Annotated in this window: 14 protein-coding genes and 1 tRNA gene; 6 read left to right on the top strand and 9 right to left on the bottom strand. The window is 59.9% G+C overall.

The genetic code is table 11. From position 1 onward, the window contains the following. Positions 1-13: 13 nt before the first annotated feature. On the bottom strand, positions 14-697 hold the full coding sequence (locus CHU70_RS10195; RefSeq protein ID WP_080971467.1) for an HAD family phosphatase: 684 nt from the start codon (positions 695-697) through the stop codon (positions 14-16). Positions 698-852: 155 nt separating this feature from the next. Here CHU70_RS10195 and CHU70_RS10190 point away from each other — a divergent pair, with 155 nt between their 5' ends. Beyond that, the gene (locus CHU70_RS10190; RefSeq protein WP_016422790.1) at positions 853-1758 is read left to right on the top strand and encodes a thioesterase family protein; all 906 of its coding nucleotides are present in this window, start codon (positions 853-855) and stop codon (positions 1756-1758) included. 7 nt (positions 1759-1765) lie between these two features. On the opposite strand, the gene metH is transcribed toward CHU70_RS10190, so the two are convergent. Genes metH through CHU70_RS10170 form a run of 4 tightly spaced genes read right to left on the bottom strand, consistent with a single transcriptional unit; the run spans position 1766 to position 8140 of the window. Beyond that, the gene (gene metH, locus CHU70_RS10185; protein WP_070429709.1) at positions 1766-5425 is read right to left on the bottom strand and encodes a methionine synthase; all 3660 of its coding nucleotides are present in this window, start codon (positions 5423-5425) and stop codon (positions 1766-1768) included. A 49-nt stretch (positions 5426-5474) separates the two neighbouring features. Continuing rightward, positions 5475-5882 (bottom strand): hypothetical protein, encoded by a 408-nt coding sequence (locus CHU70_RS10180; protein ID WP_016422788.1) that lies wholly within the window; start codon positions 5880-5882, stop codon positions 5475-5477. 2 nt (positions 5883-5884) lie between these two features. Continuing rightward, positions 5885-7240 carry a cysteine--1-D-myo-inosityl 2-amino-2-deoxy-alpha-D-glucopyranoside ligase gene (mshC, locus tag CHU70_RS10175; protein ID WP_070604591.1) on the bottom strand — a complete coding sequence of 452 codons (1356 nt, stop codon included), beginning with the start codon at positions 7238-7240 and terminating at the stop codon, positions 5885-5887. A gap of 18 nt (positions 7241-7258) precedes the next feature. Then, complete coding sequence (locus tag CHU70_RS10170) at positions 7259-8140, bottom strand: undecaprenyl-diphosphate phosphatase (RefSeq protein ID WP_040361409.1); 882 nt, start codon at positions 8138-8140, stop codon at positions 7259-7261. A gap of 132 nt (positions 8141-8272) precedes the next feature. Here CHU70_RS10170 and CHU70_RS10165 point away from each other — a divergent pair, with 132 nt between their 5' ends. The 3 genes from CHU70_RS10165 to CHU70_RS10155 all read left to right on the top strand — a co-directional run bounded on the left by CHU70_RS10165 (position 8273) and on the right by CHU70_RS10155 (position 11581). Next, complete coding sequence (locus tag CHU70_RS10165; RefSeq protein WP_070862694.1) at positions 8273-9208, top strand: aldo/keto reductase; 936 nt, start codon at positions 8273-8275, stop codon at positions 9206-9208. 108 nt (positions 9209-9316) lie between these two features. Next, entirely contained in the window at positions 9317-10480 is a 1164-nt protein-coding gene (locus CHU70_RS10160) for a hypothetical protein (protein ID WP_179078157.1), read from the top strand. Beyond that, complete coding sequence (locus CHU70_RS10155; protein WP_049189276.1) at positions 10481-11581, top strand: quinone-dependent dihydroorotate dehydrogenase; 1101 nt, start codon at positions 10481-10483, stop codon at positions 11579-11581. A 138-nt stretch (positions 11582-11719) separates the two neighbouring features. On the opposite strand, the gene CHU70_RS10150 is transcribed toward CHU70_RS10155, so the two are convergent. Continuing rightward, on the bottom strand, positions 11720-12292 hold the full coding sequence (locus CHU70_RS10150) for a YbhB/YbcL family Raf kinase inhibitor-like protein (protein WP_049170574.1): 573 nt from the start codon (positions 12290-12292) through the stop codon (positions 11720-11722). Positions 12293-12518: 226 nt separating this feature from the next. On the opposite strand from CHU70_RS10150, the gene CHU70_RS10145 reads away from it, so the two are divergent. Then, positions 12519-12604, top strand: a tRNA-Leu gene (locus tag CHU70_RS10145). Between the two features lie 77 nt (positions 12605-12681). On the opposite strand, the gene cls is transcribed toward CHU70_RS10145, so the two are convergent. Beyond that, positions 12682-14175, bottom strand: a complete 1494-nt coding sequence (gene cls, locus CHU70_RS10140; RefSeq protein ID WP_070862619.1) for a cardiolipin synthase — start codon at positions 14173-14175, stop codon at positions 12682-12684. 186 nt (positions 14176-14361) lie between these two features. On the opposite strand from cls, the gene CHU70_RS10135 reads away from it, so the two are divergent. Then, positions 14362-14694, top strand: coding sequence for a metalloregulator ArsR/SmtB family transcription factor (locus CHU70_RS10135; RefSeq protein ID WP_048734120.1), 333 nt, complete (start codon positions 14362-14364; stop codon positions 14692-14694). 60 nt (positions 14695-14754) lie between these two features. Here CHU70_RS10135 and meaB read toward each other — a convergent pair whose 3' ends face one another. Then, positions 14755-15867: a methylmalonyl Co-A mutase-associated GTPase MeaB gene (gene meaB, locus CHU70_RS10130; RefSeq protein ID WP_147719034.1), complete on the bottom strand. Its 1113-nt coding sequence runs from the start codon at positions 15865-15867 to the stop codon at positions 14755-14757. A gap of 66 nt (positions 15868-15933) precedes the next feature. Continuing rightward, complete coding sequence (gene scpA / locus CHU70_RS10125) at positions 15934-18153, bottom strand: methylmalonyl-CoA mutase (protein ID WP_070862621.1); 2220 nt, start codon at positions 18151-18153, stop codon at positions 15934-15936. Positions 18154-18158: the final 5 nt, after the last annotated feature.

The following is an 18158-nucleotide window of genomic DNA, read 5'->3' as shown; positions in this document are numbered from 1 at the left end:
TGTTCCATGTCGTCTACTCGCCCGCGAAAGCAGCCCGCAATAAGCCCAAATTCGAGGTATCCAAATTGCCCGAAATGAAGCGCGCCGGGGGTACTAACGTCCCCACATCAGCCTGCGAAACGCTCACATCCGGCATTGGATTCCACACCACCGTGCATCCCGCAGCGAGTGCAGAGCGCACCCCCGTTGAGGAATCTTCGATAGCCAGGCAGTCCTCTGGCGCAAATCCGGCTAGCTCTGCGCCACGCAAGTACGGATCCGGTGCCGGTTTGCCGTTGGCCACCTCATCGCTACACACTGTTGCGGCGAAGTGCTGCTCCCCCATGACATCAATGCAGGGTTGCGCCACGTGCCGACGGGTATTGGTCACCAACACCACCGGAATGTCACCAGCTCGGGCCTGGTCCAAAATCTCCGGCACACCCGGGCGCCACTCCACCCCATGTTCTAGAACCAATTCTGTGAAGCGACCTTCGACGAATTGGGAGCCCGAGGCAAACAGCTCGTCGTCAAGCGTGCGTCCCGCATGATCAGCACAAATCGACAGCGTGTCCCAGAGCGTGTTGCCGACGCACTGCATGCGCAACTCCGGAGTCAGGCGACGGCCTACGAATTCCGAGAGGTCGTACGTGGCAATCTCCCACAGAGGTTCCGTGTTGATGAGGCTGCCGTCCATGTCCCACAAAATTGCTTTCACACCATGCGACTATGCCAGGCAATCAAGCATTTAGCGATTATGTCAGCAAAACCGTCGGATGAAGGTTTAGAGTTTCAGGAAGGAAAGTATGTTGCGGTGCTGCATGAAACCACCGCATGAACGTGTTCCGCGTGAATGAAAGGCATCGACTCGCTATGACAACCACTGAAGATTCGCTCGCCCAGGCTATCGACCAACCCGAGGCATACTTCATTCCGCTAGGGACGGTCACCGAAGGCGAGCTCAGCTACGAGCGCTTCATGCCCACTAGCTTCACTTATGGGGCGTGGGGGCCGTTTCAGCACGGTGCGCCGCCGTCGGCGCTGCTGACGCGCATGTTGGAGCGCCGCCGTCTGGAAAGCGAGGGGATGCGTATTACTCGCATCGCCGTGGATCTGTTGTCGGCTGTACCGTACACGGAGCTCCGCGCGCGCTCATGGGTCTCGCGCCCGGGGCGGCAAATCGCCAAGGTCGAAGCCGAATTGCTTGCCGACGTCAAGGGTGCCTGGCGGCCAGTTGCCACGGCGTCCGCATGGATGATGGCCACTGCGGATACGCGGGATATTGAGCGTGCATTCGACAAGCAGGTGCCCGGGCCCGAGGAATGCAGCGCCGAGTACATTCCGCTTACCGACGATTGGAGTGGCGGCTACATCGAATCAATTGAAGCCCGCGCCGGCGCGACGGAAGAGCTGGCCGAGACGCAAATTCACTGGGTTCGCGCGCAGTACCCAATCGTGCTCGGGGAGGAGCCGACTGCGGTGGAGCGAGTCATGCAGGTAGCTGATACCGCCAACGGTATCGGGGCCACGCTGAGCCCGCACCAGTGGGCGTTTATGAATACCGACTTAGTGGTTCACCTGCACCGACTCCCCCAGCTCGGCGCCTCGGAGAAGTCGGCGGAATCGGAGTTGCAGTCGGAAGACGGCGGCTGGGTGGGCATCGCCGCCCGCGGTTCCATTGGGCCGGACGGAATCGGCATGACCGCGGGCGAGCTCTACGATGTGCACGGCCCCATCGGCCGCAGCATGCAGACCTTGCTGGTGCGACCGCAGGGATAACGCGAAGCTACACGTTAAAGTACTTCGCTTCCGGGTGGTAGAGCACGAACGCATCGGTGGACTGCTCTGGGTGCAGCTGGAGCTCCTCAGAGAGCTCCACGCCGATGCGCTCCGGCTGCAGCAGGTCAATCATGCCCTGACGGAAGGTCAGATCCGGGCAGGAACCATAGCCGAAGGAGTAACGAGCGCCACGGTACTTCAGGTCAAAGAAGTCCTGGGTATCGTCGGAGTCTTCCGCGCCAACACTTGTGCCGTCGGAGAACGCGAGCTCGGAGCGAATGCGCTGGTGCCAGTACTCGGCCAGCGCCTCGGTGAGCTGCACGCCGATACCGTGAACCTCCAGGTAGTCGCGGTATTCGTTCTTGGCGTAAATATCGTTGGCGAAGTCAGCGATGGGCTGTCCCATGGTCACCAGCTGGAACGGCATGACGTCGGACTGTCCTGCGGCGATGGCATCTTCGCGCGAGCGAATGAAGTCAGCAATGCATAGGAAGCGACCACGCTGCTGGCGCGGGAAGGTCCAGGACACCACTGGCTCTGCCGCGGGGTCGGGCTGCTCCCCTTCCGCAGGTAGCGGCAGTACGTGTACGGTATCGCCCTCAGAAACTGCTGGGAAGTAGCCATAGACGACAGCCGCATGCTGGAGGATGTTCTCGGCGCGCAGGCGCTGCAGCCATGCGCGCAGGCGTGGACGACCATCGGATTCGACCAGTTCCTCGTAACTCGGTCCCTCGTCGCCGCGGGTGCCGCGCAGACCCCACTGCCCCATGAACAGAGCGCGTTCGTCGAGGGTGGTCAGGTAGTCGTCGAGGGGCAGGCCCTTGACAATGCGGGTTCCCCAGAACGGCGGTGTCGCAACGGGGACATCAGCGGCGACATCGGAACGCTCCGGCACCTCGGGGGCTTCAGCAGCAGCCTTGGCGGCGCGCTGCGCGGCGATGCGCTTGGAGCGCTCACGGCGGGCGCGGCGAGCTTCCTTCTTCTCGCGGGCAGCAATGGCCTCTGGCGAATTCTCGTCTGGGCCGAGGCCCTTCTTAGCTGCCATCAGCTCGTCCATGATGCGCAGTCCTTCGAAGGCATCCCTGCCGTAGTAGACATCGCCGTGGTAGAGCTCGGACAGGTCGTCTTCCACGTAGCTACGCGTCAGCGCGGCGCCGCCGAGCAGTACTGGGAAGCGGGTGGCATCGCCGGCGGAGTTGATCTCCAGCAGGTTGTCCTTCATCACCACAGTGGACTTCACCAGCAGGCCGGACATGCCGATGGCGTCGACATCCAGTTCCTTGGCGGCGGACAGAATCGTAGCGATCGGCTGCTTAATGCCCAGGTTATGCACGGTGTAGCCGTTGTTGGAGAGAATAATCTCCACCAGGTTCTTGCCGATGTCGTGGACATCGCCCTTCACCGTGGCCAGCACAATCGAACCCTTGGAGCCCGTGGCATCCTCGGCATCCATAAAGCCCTCGAGGTAGCCCACCGCGGCCTTCATCGTCTCGGCCGACTGCAGCACGAATGGCAGCTGCATCTGGCCGGAACCGAACAGGTCACCAACGGTCTGCATGCCACGCAGCAGGTCCTCGTTAACAATCGCCAGCGGTTCCTTTTCCTTCATGCCCTCATCGAGGTCAGCCTCGATACCCGTGCGCTCACCGTCGATGATGCGCTGCGCCAGGCGGTCGAACAGCGGCATGGCGGCAAGCTTTTCGGCCCGGGCGTCCTTCGCGTCAGCGGCGGAGACTCCTTCAAAGAGCTCCATGAATACCTGCAGTGGGTCGTACTCCCCGTCGGGGTGTCCCGCTTCACGACGGCGGTCGTACACCATATCGAGAGCGACTTCGCGCTGCTTGTTGTCAATCTTGTTCATCGGCAAGATCTTGGAGCTGTGGGCAATGGCGGAGTCCAGGCCGGCCTCGATGCACTCGTTGAGGAACACCGAGTTGAGTACCTGGCGAGCCGCCGGGTTCAGACCGAAGGAAATGTTGGACAGACCGAGCGTGGTGTGCACGTTCGGGTGGCGACGCTTAAGTTCGCGGATGGCTTCGATGGTTTCGATGCCGTCGCGGCGAGTTTCCTCCTGGCCAGTGGAAATCGGGAAAGTCAGACAGTCGACAATAATGTCCTGCTCGCGCAGTCCCCACGTGCCGGTGATGTCGGCGATGAGACGCTCGGCGATCTCAATCTTCTTGTCCTTTGTACGCGCCTGACCTTCTTCGTCGATAGTCAAAGCGACCACGGCAGCACCGTGCTCAACAACCTGGCGCATAATGCGCTGGTAACGCGAGTCCGGGCCATCGCCGTCTTCAAAGTTCACAGAGTTGACCGCGCAGCGACCACCGAGGTGCTCCAGGCCAGTCTTCAAAACCTCCGGTTCCGTGGAGTCCAGCATGACCGGCAACGTCACCGAGGTGGCGATCTGCGATGCCAGGGTTGCCATGTCATCGCGACCGTCGCGCCCCACGTAGTCCACACACAGGTCAATCATGTGTGCGCCATCGGTGACCTGACCGCGGGCGGTGTTAAGGCACTTCTCCCAATCGCCGGCCAGCATGGCCTCGCGGAAAGCCTTGGAACCGTTGGCGTTGGTGCGCTCACCAATCATGGTGATGCCGGTTGTCTGCGTCAGCGGGGCTGCCGAGTACAGAGAAGCGACCTCATCGATTGGCTTTGCATCCGGATCCGTCGATGGGCGTGCTGCCTGAACAGCAGGGCCCTGCTCAGCGTAAGCGCCTGCACCGGTAATAGCATCGCGAACAGCGGAAACATGCTCCGGTGTGGTACCACAGCAGCCACCGACCATCGCCAGGCCAAACTCTTCAACAAAGCCGCGCAGCGCTGTGGCCAGCTCTGGGGCGGTCAGCGGGTAGGTCGCACCGTTCTTACCCAGCACTGGCAGACCCGCATTCGGCATTACCGATACCGGAATGGAGGCGAAGTTGGACAGGTAGCGTAGGTGCTCGCTCATCTCGTCCGGGCCGGTCGCACAGTTTAGGCCAATCATGTCGATACCCAGCGGCTGCAGCGCTGCCAGGGCTGCACCAATCTCCGAGCCCATCAGCATGGTGCCTGTGGTCTCGACAGTCACGTGGACGACAATCGGAATCTTCTTCTCAGCCTGTCGCATGGCGGCCTTGACGCCATTGACTGCTGCCTTGACCTGCAGCAAGTCTTGACAGGTCTCAATCAAAAACGCATCCGCGCCACCGGAAATCATGCCGAGTCCGGCCTCCGTGTAAGCGTCGCGAAGCTGAGCGTACGGAGCGTGCCCCAAAGACGGCAGCTTCGTGCCCGGGCCCAGCGAACCAAGGACAAAGCGTCGCATACCCTCGCGCCCCGGCCCCATTTCGTCAGCGACCTTGCGGGCGATTGCGGTGCCCTTGTGCGCTAGCTCCTGGATACGGTCTTCAATGTCGTAATCCGCGAGGTTCGGGAAGTTGCAGCCGAAGGTATTGGTTTCCACCAGGTCGGCGCCGGCCTCGAAATAACGCCGGTGAATCGTCTCGATGATGTCGGGACGAGTGTCATTGAGAATCTCATTACAGCCCTCGTAGCCGAGGAAGTCCGCGTCAACGTCGAGGTCAAAAGACTGCAGCTGGGTACCCATGGCGCCATCGCCAATGAGTACACGGCTGTGCAGTGCGGTGAGGAACTCGGAAGAGTGGCGATCAGTCATGAATAGACACCTTAGTCTACTTTCATAACCGCGCCGTTAATCGGGCTGGTTATTCCATCTCAAAGTAGCTTTCCGCCTTCACCGCAGGCAGGTCCAAACCGACAGCCTTCGTTGCGGAATTGATAATCGCGAGAATCTCGTCGAGCTCCTCATCAAAAATCGAGCCACCGTGCTCATGCTCAATCGCAGCCACGCGCTGTAGGCAGTTCTCTACCGCCTGCGTTGCGGCTTCTTCTCGCTTATCGACGGCCAGTTCCGCCGCCTGATCAATACCAGCGGCGGCCTCACGGAGGGCTTCCCCGACCTGGTCGGCTACCGATTCGTCAAAAAGTGGCTCCCAGAACTCGCGTTCCTCGGGCTGCAGGTAGCTGCCGGTGGCAAACATGCGCAAATCGGCAACTAGCTTATCGATGTTCTCTTGCGTTACTTCGACAGCAGACAGATCTGAGTTGCTCATGCTCAAATTTTAACGCCAAGCAGCGCGTCCAGCGCGGCGGCAACGAATTCTCCGGCACCCGCTGCGCCGGTTACTGTGCCAGCATCTGCCTTGTTGCTGGTATCCGAGGACCACTCCGCAGCCCAGGCATCGATAGCGGCCAGAGCAGCCGGCGTATCCAGGTCATTGGCCAGGCTTGCGCGCACATCGGCAACCAGTGCCGCTGCTGCGCTCACAGCCTTCTCATCGGTGGCAGTCTTTGTAGTTGCGCAAGCCGCACGCCAGGCCTCGTGACGTGCCTTGGCCGCCTCCAGCACCTCGTCCGACCAATCGCGATCAGAGCGGTAATGGCTGGCGAAGACGCCAATGCGAATAGCACTCGGGTCGACGCCGGCGGCCACCAGCTTGGAGACAAACACCAGGTTGCCCAGCGACTTGGACATCTTCACGCCGTCGAGCGCAATCATGCCAGCGTGAACATAATGGCGCGCCATACGTGCACAGCCAGTAGCGGCTTCAGCGTGAGCCGCCGAGAACTCGTGGTGCGGGAACGCGAGATCCGAGCCACCGCCCTGAATGTCGAAGCTCTTACCCAGGCGGTTGGTGGCAATCGCCGAGCACTCAATGTGCCAACCCGGCCGGCCCGCACCAAAAGGAGCCTCCCAGCTTGGCTCCCCGGGGCGAGCGGCACGCCACACCAGCGCGTCCAGTGGGTCCTCCTTGCCCGGGCGATCCGGGTCGCCACCGCGCTCCGCAAAGAACTCCGCCATCTGCTCTGCCGAGTAATTGGACTCGTAACCAAAGTTCTCAGTGGCACTCTTGCGGAAGTACACATCCGGGTACTCGTCATCGGTGAGCTGGTAGGCCGAGCCATTCTCCAGCAGCTTCTCGACCATTTCCACGACCTCGCCCACGGACTCAATGGCGCCGATGTAGTCGCGCGGTGGAATCACCGACAGGTTTTCCATATCCGAGCGAAACAAATCAATCTGCGAGGTGCCCAGCTCGCGCCAGTCCACCCCATCGCGCTCCGCACGTTCGAACAACGGGTCATCGACATCGGTGATGTTCTGCACGTAATGCACCGAGTGTCCATTATCCAGCAGCTGACGGTAAATCAGATCAAAGGTGAGGTAGGTTGCTGCGTGCCCCAGGTGCGTGGCGTCATAGGGTGTGATGCCACACACGTACATGGTCGCCTCCGGTCCCGCTTCCACCTGGGAGACCTTCTGATCCGCGGTGTCGTAGAGGCGTAGGGGTACCGATGTTGAGCTTTCGTCGTCAAGCGAATGCGCCTTACCTGTATTGCTGGCGCGGTTGAACACATCGAAACGCGCATCGCCGAGACTGGGAACCTGTGGTTGGGGCCACGAATGCATTAAATACTCACTACCTCACTAAACAGCGTTGATCGTGCCGAAGCCGAGCAACACCATAACAATCAAACCGACCGGGATGCGGTACGCGGCGAACCAAGCGAAGGAGTGGTTCGACACGAACTTCAGCAGCCATGCAATAGACGCATAGCCGACGACGAAGGCAATCAGCGTACCGATGGCCAATTGCGCTCCACTAGCGGCCTGTCCCGCCGCAGGGTCAAACGCGTCTGGAAGCGAAAAAATTCCAGCAGCGAAAACAGCGGGGATAGCCAGCAGGAAGGAAAAACGCGTTGCAACCTCTCGGTCCAAGTGCAAGAACAGGCCGGCAGACACCGTACCGCCCGAGCGCGACACACCCGGAATGAGCGCCAGGCACTGCGCGAAACCCATGACGATGGCATCTCGCATGGTCAGCTCTTCATAGTTGCGCTCACGACGGCCGAACTTCTCTGCGGCGATAAAGACAAAGGAGAAAAGCACCAACACAGCGGCTGTAATCCAGAGATTGCGCAGGTTATCGCGGATGAGGTCCTTCCCCAGCACACCGATGATGGCAATCGGCAGCGTACCGACAATCACCATCCAACCCATGCGGTAGTTGAAACCGCGGGCTTCCTTATTGAACAGACCGGCAAACCAGCCAGTGAGGATCTGCCAGATGTCCTTGGCGAAGAACACCAACACAGCCAATTCGGTGCCAAGCTGCACCACAGCGGTGAAGGATGCACCGGCGTCCTGGCCCCACAGCAGCTCGGAGACAATCCGAAGGTGCCCCGAGGAACTCACCGGGAGAAATTCCGTCAGACCTTGCACTACGGACAGGATGATTGTCTGCGCCCAGGTCATACCGGTGCCGGCGGTATCGGCAGCGGTATCTGCTGAGGCGCTTAGTGTCGTCATGATAGTCACGGGTGTATAGGCTACTCGTCCGGTTTGTGTTGTGGCTATAGCGAGGTTTCGGTGCGGCGATAGCGAGACCTCTCCCGCGGAACTTTTCCCGCGACCGCACACGGGTGTCCTAAAGTAAAAATCGTGCAACAACGAATTCTGGGCAACAGCGGTTTACGCGTCTCCGCCTTGGGGCTGGGTACGGCCACCTGGGGTGCGGGTACCAGGCAAGACGAAGCCGGACGCATCCTGACGGACTTCCTCGACGCCGGAGGCAACCTTGTCGACGCTTCCCCACTCCACGGCGGCGACACTGTTGCCGACATGCTGGGTGCAGTCATCGCAAAGCGCGGTGTCGCCGACGAATTGGTGCTCTCGGTCGCATCTGGCATACACCCCGAGCGGCCCGTCGGCAGGCGCGTGGACTGCTCGCGTAAGACACTGCAAAAGGACCTCGACGATACGCTCGCACGCCTCGGCGTCGAACACATTGATCTGTGGTCGCCCGGCTACTGGGATGGGCTGACCCCACCGGAAGAGGTCGCCGATACCCTGGAATGGGCTGTGCTCACGGGGAAAGTACGTTACGCCGGAGTGCGTGGATACAGCGGTTGGCAGGCGGCGGTGACGCATGCCGCCGCGGATCGAATCGCTCCGGTGTTCGCACAGCATGAGTACTCGCTGCTCCAGCGAAGCCCTGAGGCTGAACTACTGCTCGCCTGTGAGCATTTGGGGCTCGGCTTTATCGGTGGCGCCCCACTGGCCCAAGGCGTTTTGACCGCCAAATACCAGCACATCATTCCCGAGGACTCCCGCGCTGCTTCCGAACACGCCGACGCAGAGGTACAGGACTATCTCGACACGCGCGGCGTCACGGTTGCAGGCGCGCTGACCACCGCAGCCAAGGGGCTCGGCGTCAGTGCTGCCGTCGCAGCGATTTCCTGGGCACGCGATCGGCCGGGCGTCACCTCGATCCTCGTTGGCGCTCGAGACCGCGCTCAGCTACGCGAAAACCTCACCGCCGAACAACTCACGCTGCCACCGCAGATTTGCAACGCGCTTGACGACGTCACGCTGTAATCAGTAACCGCATTCTTATAAAGACTTATAAGGCACAACGAATGCGAGAGCCTCCCACGGCTGGAGGCGTCCACAAAGTAATCAGGCCGGGGTGGTAGTTTCTATAGCGTGAGTGAAAACAGTCGTCGACGTGTCATAACCTCCCTTCTAGCGGGGCTTTCCGCTAGCGCAGTGGTCCTGGCAGGGTGCTCCTCCGATGTGGAAGGAGACATCGATGCCGGAATGGGCAACGCCACGCCAGTGCCGGCCGCTTCACCCGCTGCTCCCGATACTGCTATCGGGAGGGCCAAGAAGATTGATGAGGACGTTACCGATGCCGTGCTGGTCGGCGACCGAGTTGTCCTGAAGGCCGGGGACAAAATCTTTGCCGGTCCGCTGAATAACCCAATTGAGCGATCAATGAAGCTGGGCGCGAAGTGTGGTGAGCTCGCGCCGGGCGGCCCTAACGCTTTGCTGCCGTGTGAAGATGGCATCCACGTCATTACTGACCAGGCTACGGAAACGGCCGTTGTCGGCCGTGGCACCAACTACTCCGCCGCAGTTGGCCTGGAAGGCGGCCGCATCATCGGTGCCCATGCGGATAGCAATGTCGTCGATGTGTTCGGCGCTGATGGTGAGTTGGCCAGTGACTTCAAGGCTGCCAATAACGGGTCGCAGCTCGTTGAGATTCCCAAAGCGGACAATGACGCGGACGTCAAGCTGTTAGAGGTCAACCGTCCGGAGACTTCGGTGCATGAGCTCAAGCTCGATGAGTCCCGCGCTGGCTCTGCGCTGCGTGCGGGTATCGGCGTCGGCAAGGTAGCTTCCGGTGATCATGTCATTGCTGCCGCAGACACCAAGGGCAACCAGCTTCTTATTTACACTGCCACTGACGTCATTCGCCTCCACCAGGCAGCTCCGGCCCCGGAGGCTCCGTGGGCGGTAGCGGTCGATGAATCGCGCGGAATTGTCTGGGTGACTTCGACGAAGGTGAACAAGCTGACTGGCTACGACATCAGCTCGGGTACCCCAGTCAAGGTCGCGGACATCAACACGGTTGCAGATCCACAGTCGATTGTTGCCACCGAGGATGGCCAGATTGGCGTCTTCTCGGCTACCGGTGACGGGGCCCAGATTTTTGACTCCGCGGACGTCGATAAGGCAATTGCTGATTTCAAGCAGGATGCAGAGAAGATTCGTGAGGAGATGTCGGTTCGGGAACCAGCCGATAAACTACCGACCGGTGCAGGTGACACCAAGGGAGCAGACGACTCCGAGGGAGAGACTAAGTAGATGCCTTCGAAACTTCGCGCCAAGTCCTATCAACTCGCGCTAAAGGCAATGTTCCAGGTCCCACCGGAGCAGATTCACGAGGCCATCTCGAAGACCCTGAAGGGGCTGCAGAAGTCGGAGAGTCTACAGCGGGCGGTGAGCAAGTTACTCGTTGTTGACGATGCTGTGCTGCGTCAAACCGTGTTCGGCGTGGACTTCCCGCGTCCGCTGGGGCTCGCCGCAGGCTTCGACAAGGCTGCTATTGCTCCGGATTGCTGGGGGCCAATTGGTTTTGGCTACGCGGAACTGGGAACCGTGACTGCCAAGCCGCAGCCGGGCAATGATCGCCCGCGTCTGTTCCGTCTGAAGGAAGACCGCGCCATTTTGAACCGTATGGGTTTCAACAACCCCGGCGCAGCTGCTGTAGCGGAGAACTTGCGGTCGCGTCGCAGTGACGACGTGATTGGTATCAACATTGGCAAGACCAAGGTGACTCCGCTGGAAGAGGCCGTCGATGACTATCGAGAGTCGGCCAGCCAGCTCGGCGGCTTGGCGGACTACGTTGTTGTCAATGTCTCCTCACCGAACACGCCGGGTCTGCGCGACCTTCAGGCGGTGGAGTCACTGCGCCCGATTCTGGCAGCGGTGACTGAGGAGACCGACTCGCCGGTGCTGGTCAAAATCGCTCCTGATCTCTCTGACGATGATGTCATCGCGGTTGCTGACCTGGCTGTTGACCTGGGGCTGGCAGGCATTGTGGCTACCAACACCACCATTTCTCGTGAGGGTCTGCGTACGCCCGCGGATGAGGTCGCGGAGATGGGGGCCGGTGGAGTCTCGGGTGCTCCTGTGGCAGCTCGGTCACTAGAGGTGCTGAAGCTGCTGCACGAGCGCGTCGGAGACAAACTAGTTCTCATCAGCGTCGGCGGCATTGAAACTGCTGAGCAGGCGTGGGAGCGGATTGCCAACGGCGCTTCCCTGTTGCAGGGCTACACACCGTTGATTTATGGCGGTCCAGACTGGATTCGTGACATTCACCAAGGGTTGGCTCGCCAGATTCGAGCTCAGGGATTCTACTCCATTTCGGAGGCAGTCGGCTGTGGTCTGCCGTGGCGTGGTTAATTGCTGAAAGCCGTTGAGGCTTCCTAACCCAATAAACACGTGACCCCGGGGCCAGCTGCCATGAAGGCGCTGGCCCCGGGGTTTTCTGTATGAGTAGCGTGCCCGGTCGGTTGAGTTGCCCGTGTGGGCGGCGTATCCCTACTCCCCGACGTTCTCCCACCACGGCGTGATGATGGCACGCGCAATCGAGTGGAAGTACAGATTGAAGCCAAGCACGGTCGGCGTCGCATCTTCCGGAACTTCAAGCTTCTCCACGTCGACCGCGTGCACCGCATACATGTAACGGTGTGGGGCATGCTGCGCCGGTGGGTTAGCTCCGTAGTGACCACGCATGCCCGAGTCGCCGACAAGCTGGATAGCGCCTTCTGGCAGCTTAGAGCCGTCTTCGGAGCCAGCTCCCTGTGGCAGACCCTTTTCGGTCGCTGGAATGTTGAAGACAGCCCAGTGCCAGAAGCCCGAAGCGGTCGGAGCATCCGGATCGAAGCAGGTCACGGCAATGGACTTAGTGCCCTCCGGCAGATTTGCCCAATCCAGTTGTGGGGAAACATTCGACGGAGCGCGGAATTCATCCGCAATCTTCTCGCCGTCCTTGATATCTGGCGAGGACAGCTCGAAGGTTGGCAAATCCTTCAGCGGTGCGTACGGATCTGGTCCCGGGAAAACCGGAGCATTTGCAGTGTCGTTTGCGGTGTCGTTGGAATTCGTAGTCATAACTACCAGTGTGCCTACTTTATGAGCGCGCTGCAGGGACTTTACAAGACTCCCTATCTGCAGGGCCTGATTCTCAGTGCGAATCCAAGGCGGATGCGGGGCTAACACCGCTGATGTAATTACACCCAGGTTTGGCGCGCTAATGCCCCTCTGACCTGGCAATTTGTGTTTCATTATGTAGTCGGGATACAGTATCACAGGTCAGCACGGAAGTGCTTCCTACCCGGTCCGGGTGGCGGAATGGCAGACGCGCTAGCTTGAGGTGCTAGTGCCCTATTAACGGGCGTGGGGGTTCAAGTCCCCCTCCGGACACAAGATAAATCCCGAGAAACTGCAATTAGTGCAGCTCTCGGGATTTTTGCTTTGTCTGTCGGACCAATGGGACTGCCCTATTGCAGCGCCGAGGTCAAGCGGAAAACAGAGTCCAGGTAGCGCTGACGAAGGGGCCGGTCATTCCATTCCTCCTGGGTGAGCAGGAAAGATTTGTCGCGGTACTCGTCGGCAAGCATGATCAGTTTGTCCACGATGGAACCGGCGGCGGAAAGAAGCGTGATCTCGTAGTTGAGGCCGAACGAGCGCATATCCAGATTGGAGGAGCCGAACATGGCCATGCGGTCGTCGATAACCATGAACTTGGAGTGCAGGACCGCAGGCGCCGGATAGCGGTAGATCTTCACGCCAGCGGTTAGCAGTGCCTGGTAGTAGGACTGCTGCGCGTGGCCGACCATGAACTGATCGGACTCTTCGTTGACGTAGAGCTGGACGTCGATGCCTCCATATGCGGCAGAGGTCAGCGCCATGAGCATGGATTCGTCGGGGACGAAGTACGGGCTGACGGCGATAATCCGCTCGTGTGCCTGGTAGATCATGTTATTGAAGACGCGCAGGTTCGGCTCCGTGCTGAAGCCCGGACCCGACGGCAGCACCTGGACAACGTTGTAGTTGTCGTTGACTTCGGTGTTGTGGAGTGAATAGTCCCTGGTGGCGTCTGGGGTCTTGTATAGCTCGCTGGTCCAATCAACCGCGAAAATTGCGTCGAAGGCCAGCGCAATATCGCCCTCGAGCTCAATCCACGTGTCCACCCAGCGACGGCCGATCTTATGGTTCCTTTTCTTCTGATATTCGGGCTCAATCAAATTCTGCGAGCCCATGAATACAATGTCGCCGTCAACAACTACGAGCTTGCGGTGATTACGCAGATCCAGGCGGCGCCAGGTGAGCTTCAGCAAGCTCACGGGCAGCATCGGGTGCCAGGAGATTTTAGCCTGGTCCAGGCGCTTTTTCAGCTTGTAGTAGCCGGGGTACTTCCACGAACCAATTGGATCGACCAGTACCTTGACCTCTAGTCCCCTGTCGTGCGCGCGTTCAAGAGCCTGTATGAAAGGCTCCGTGCTGGAATCCAGTGCAAAGATGTAGGACTGCACGTGGATTGATTTCTGGGCCGCATCGATGGTCTCAATCATGCGGTCAATGGAGGCGTCGAATTCGGTGAAAAGTCCCTTTTCCGCGCTGGCAATTGCCGGCATTCCCGTGAGCTGGCGCGAGAGCTTGAATACGTTGACAACGTCATCTTCTATCTCGGCATCGTCCGGTACGTCGGGCAGATGCTCGGTACGTTCCGCAATGAGCTCCTGTGCCAGTGCCTGTACCTCATGCCGACGGCCCGTAATCTGCTGCGAGCCCAGGAAGAGGAACAGAGGTAGGCCGATAAATGGAATCAGCAGAATCAGCAGCAGCCACGCCGTCGAAGCCGATGGGCTTCGGTTTTCCGGCACCCATCCAATCGCGATGAACTTAATCGTGTAGTCGAGTGCGAAAAATAGTACTTGCCACCACGTTAAGTCCTCCACCAGCCACGGGAAGGTACCCATCAACCAATCCATGCAGATGATATTACTGAAGGAATTTTCAGTACCTTTGGTCGCGGCCCCTTAGGTGCACTCTCCCCTTTTCGTGACAGCCTATTGTGACATCTGAAATTGAATACTGGTATCAATACGTAGTAAGGTTCAACTCATTGAACATCGCAAGCGTTTGGCATGTCGACTTCGAAAGGACTACCCCTCCAAATGACTGAGAAGGCTCCTACGAGCACCGAGTTCGACGTTGCCACTAACGTACTGAAGTTGATGGCCGACAAGACGCGTCTCTCGATCCTGTCGCTCCTCCGTGACGGGGAGATGACCGTCACCGCCATCGCTAGCGCGCTCGATCGCCCCGTCCCCGCGATTTCTCAGCACCTGGCGAAGTTGCGCATGGCCAATATGGTGCAGACCCGTAAGGAGGGCACGTCTAGCTTCTACTCTCAGCCCGACGAGCACCTTACCAACCTCGTGGTCAACGCTCTCCACTTCGCCGAACACACGCTCTACAGCGATCCGCCCCATCACCGCGGTCAGTAGGCGCACACGGATACGCCCGCTTTACTCGCTTTACGACGAAAACCCCGCGCCCTTCAGAACCTAGTTGGCGAGCCCGGGGTTCGATGCCCTTCCCTGGTCAAATGCCTCCATGATGCGCTGGGCGCCGAGCGTCGGTGTCAGCTGCCCCGAGCGGAGTTGTTTTTCCACCAGGGTGCTCTCTGTCTGCACAGCCTCATTGGTGTTGAGCCGCTGCAAGAGCGTTTCGTGCACCATGGACCACATCCACTTAATCTGCTGGTTAGCGCGGTTTTCATCAAAGAGATGATTCTCGTGCATAGCCGCGACATGGTCCTCGATGGCCTGCCAGAACTTGTCGATGCCGTCGTCCTCCAATGCCGACATAGTCAGTACCGGTGGCGTCCAGACTTGGTCTGAGGAGCGAACCATCTTCATGGCCGTCATCAGATCACGCGCAGCGCGCTTTGCCGGACGCAAGTTCTTACCATCCGCCTTGTTGATAGAAATCACGTCGGCCATCTCCAGCACACCCTTCTTGATGCCCTGGAGTTGGTCACCGGCGCCGGCGAGTGCCAGAAACGCAAACGTATCCACCATCTGGGCCACCGCGACCTCGGACTGGCCGACGCCGACAGTTTCGACGATGACAATGTCGTAGCCTGCGGCCTCGAGCACCACCATGGCCTCACGCGTTGCCTTGGCGACACCACCGAGCGTGCCCGCAGAGGGCGACGGACGGATGAAGGCCTCATCCGCGGCCGAGAGCCGGGACATACGGGTCTTGTCGCCCAGAATCGAGCCACCGGACTTCGTCGACGACGGGTCGATGGCCAGCACCGCAACGCGGTGGCCTTCCTCGATCAGCTTTAGCCCGAGGGTTTCAATCGTGGTTGATTTACCGACGCCGGGGACGCCGGTAAGTCCGACGCGCATGGCCTTGCCGGAAAATGGTAGCAACTTCACCAGTAGTTCCTGAGCCAGCACCTTATGCGCCGGAGCAGTCGACTCCAGCAGCGTGATTGCCCGAGCCAACTTAGTGCGGTTTCCAGCCCGCACGCCCTCAAAGAGGTCGTCGACATCAATCCGTCGTCGCGCACGGCGGACGACTTCGGGGGCTACAGCGGTCTTTCCCTCAACGACCGTGCCAGCGGTAGTGACGAGGGTGCCCAGGTTTTCTTCAAGATACTCGTTCATCGCTACTTCTCAATTCCGACAACGCGCTGAGCTGAACAGTCAGCCCAGCGCGGATGCGGTAGTTATTTAGGACTCTTCGTCAACGGCAAGGTCGAGGCCCAGCTCGTTAGAGAGCTTGGTCATCATGTCGATTGCCGAATCAGCGATGACAGTGCCCGGCGGGTAAATAGCCGCGGCGCCGGCATCGTAGAGTTCCTGGAAGTCGCCCGGTGGGATAACACCACCGACAACAATCATGATGTCCTCGCGCCCCAGCTTTGCCAGCTCATCGCGCAGGGCAGGAACGAGCGTCAGGTGTCCGGCGGCTAGTGAAGAAACACCGACGACGTGGACATCCGAGTCGACTGCCGATTTGGCGGCCTCCTCCGGAGTCTGGAACAGCGGTCCCACGTCAACGTCCATGCCGAGGTCCGCGTAGGCGGACGCGATGACCTTCTGGCCACGGTCGTGACCATCCTGGCCCATCTTGGCCAGGAAGATACGGGGACGGCGACCTTCCTGCTCTTCGAACTTATCGGCCATGGCGATGGCCTTGGAGACGTTGGACACGGCACCCTCCTTGCCAACTTCGTCCTTGTAGACGCCGGAGAGGGTACGAATCTCGGCCTGGTGGCGGCCAAAGACCTCTTCCAAGGCGTCGGAGATTTCACCGATGGAGGCCATGGCGCGAGCACAGTCGACAGCGAGCTTCAACAGGTTCTTGTCCAGGTCCCCCGGTTCACCCGGGTTACGGCAAGCGTCGGTCAGAGCGGCCAGTGCCTTCTGAACCTCTTCCTCGTCGCGCTCGGCGCGCAGGCGAGCCAGCTTGTCAATCTGCTCCTGGCGCACGCGGGAGTTCTCAACCTTGAGAACCTCGATGGCCTCGTCCTCTTCGACCTGGTACTTATTCACGCCGATGAGAGCCTGACGGCCCGAGTCAATACGAGCCTGCGTACGAGCTGCGGCCTCTTCAATACGCAGCTTCGGAATGCCCTCGATGGTGGCCTGTGCCATACCGCCGGCCTCTTCGACCTCGTCGATGTGCTGGCGTGCACGCTTGACCAGCTCATTAGTCAGCCACTCGATGTAGTAGGAACCAGCCCACGGATCAACCGGACGCGTGGTGTTGGACTCCTGCTGAAGCAGCAGCTGAGTGTTACGAGCAATACGGGCTGAGAAGTCAGTCGGCAGTGCCAGGGCCTCGTCCAGTGCGTTGGTGTGCAGCGACTGGGTGTGGCCCTGTGTTGCGGCCATAGCCTCAACAGCAGTACGCGCGACGTTGTTGTAGACATCCTGAGCGGTCAGCGACCAACCGGAGGTCTGCGAGTGAGTACGCAGGGACTGCGACTTCGGGTTCTTCGGGCCGAACTTGCCAACCAGCTCGGACCAGAGGATGCGGCCTGCACGCAGCTTGGCGATCTCGGTGAAGGTGTTCATCGAGATGCCCCAGAAGAAGGACAGACGCGGAGCGAACTTATCAACTTCCAGGCCAGCGTCAATACCGGCCCGTAGGTACTCGATGCCGTCGGCAAGCGTGTAAGCGAGCTCAAGGTCGGCCGTCGCGCCCGCTTCCTGAATGTGGTAGCCGGAAATCGAAATCGAGTTGAACTTCGGCATCTTTGCCGAGGTGTACTCGAAGATCGAGGAGATGATTCGCATCGAAGGCTTCGGCGGGTAGATGTACGTGTTACGAACCATGAACTCCTTGAGAATGTCGTTCTGGATCGTACCGCGCAGCTGCTCGGTCGAAACGCCCTGCTCTTCAGCGGTGACAATGTAGAAGGCCAGAATCGGCAGCACAGCGCCGTTCATGGTCATAGACACCGAGACGCCGCCCAGGTCAATGCCCTGGAAGAGCTCACGCATGTCGTAAATCGAGTCAATTGCCACGCCGGCCATACCGACGTCGCCGGACACACGCGGGTTGTCCGAGTCGTAGCCACGGTGGGTAGCCAGGTCGAAAGCGACCGAAAGGCCCTTCTGGCCGGCCGCGAGGTTGCGGCGGTAGAAGGCATTGGACTCAGCTGCGGTGGAGAAGCCAGCGTACTGGCGAATAGTCCACGGCTGGTTGGTGTACATGGTCGGGTACGGCCCGCGCATGAATGGGGCGATACCCGGGAAAGAATCTACCGGGTGGCCCTCGGCGGCAGCGGCGTCGCGGTCAGCGCGATCGTAGACGCGCTTGACATCGATGCCCTCTGGAATGGTCCACACTTCACCAGCTTCCGCGGCAGCTGCCTTGTTAGTGGCAGCGGCCGCGTCGTCGGTGTTGCGGGAGATGTCAGCGAAATTTGGGATGGTGGTCATTACTT

Source organism: Corynebacterium sp. LK10, assembly GCF_008042455.1.
Lineage (GTDB): Bacteria > Actinomycetota > Actinomycetes > Mycobacteriales > Mycobacteriaceae > Corynebacterium > Corynebacterium jeikeium_D.
Note: the sequence above shows the minus strand (reverse complement) of the source record. Positions and strands in the feature narration are given on the sequence as shown.

Bases quoted from the DNA above. Each gene is read 5' to 3' on its own strand.
- CHU70_RS10190 (WP_016422790.1), top strand. From the start codon at position 853: ATGACAACCACTGAAGATTCGCTCGCCCAGGCTATCGACCAACCCGAG.
- metH (WP_070429709.1), bottom strand. From the start codon at position 5,425: ATGACTGATCGCCACTCTTCCGAGTTCCTCACCGCACTGCACAGCCGT.
- CHU70_RS10180 (WP_016422788.1), bottom strand. From the start codon at position 5,882: ATGAGCAACTCAGATCTGTCTGCTGTCGAAGTAACGCAAGAGAACATC.
- mshC (WP_070604591.1), bottom strand. From the start codon at position 7,240: ATGCATTCGTGGCCCCAACCACAGGTTCCCAGTCTCGGCGATGCGCGT.
- CHU70_RS10170 (WP_040361409.1), bottom strand. From the start codon at position 8,140: ATGACGACACTAAGCGCCTCAGCAGATACCGCTGCCGATACCGCCGGC.
- CHU70_RS10155 (WP_049189276.1), top strand. From the start codon at position 10,481: ATGCCTTCGAAACTTCGCGCCAAGTCCTATCAACTCGCGCTAAAGGCA.
- CHU70_RS10150 (WP_049170574.1), bottom strand. From the start codon at position 12,292: ATGACTACGAATTCCAACGACACCGCAAACGACACTGCAAATGCTCCG.
- cls (WP_070862619.1), bottom strand. From the start codon at position 14,175: ATGGATTGGTTGATGGGTACCTTCCCGTGGCTGGTGGAGGACTTAACG.
- CHU70_RS10135 (WP_048734120.1), top strand. From the start codon at position 14,362: ATGACTGAGAAGGCTCCTACGAGCACCGAGTTCGACGTTGCCACTAAC.
- meaB (WP_147719034.1), bottom strand. From the start codon at position 15,867: ATGAACGAGTATCTTGAAGAAAACCTGGGCACCCTCGTCACTACCGCT.
- scpA (WP_070862621.1), bottom strand. From the start codon at position 18,153: ATGACCACCATCCCAAATTTCGCTGACATCTCCCGCAACACCGACGAC.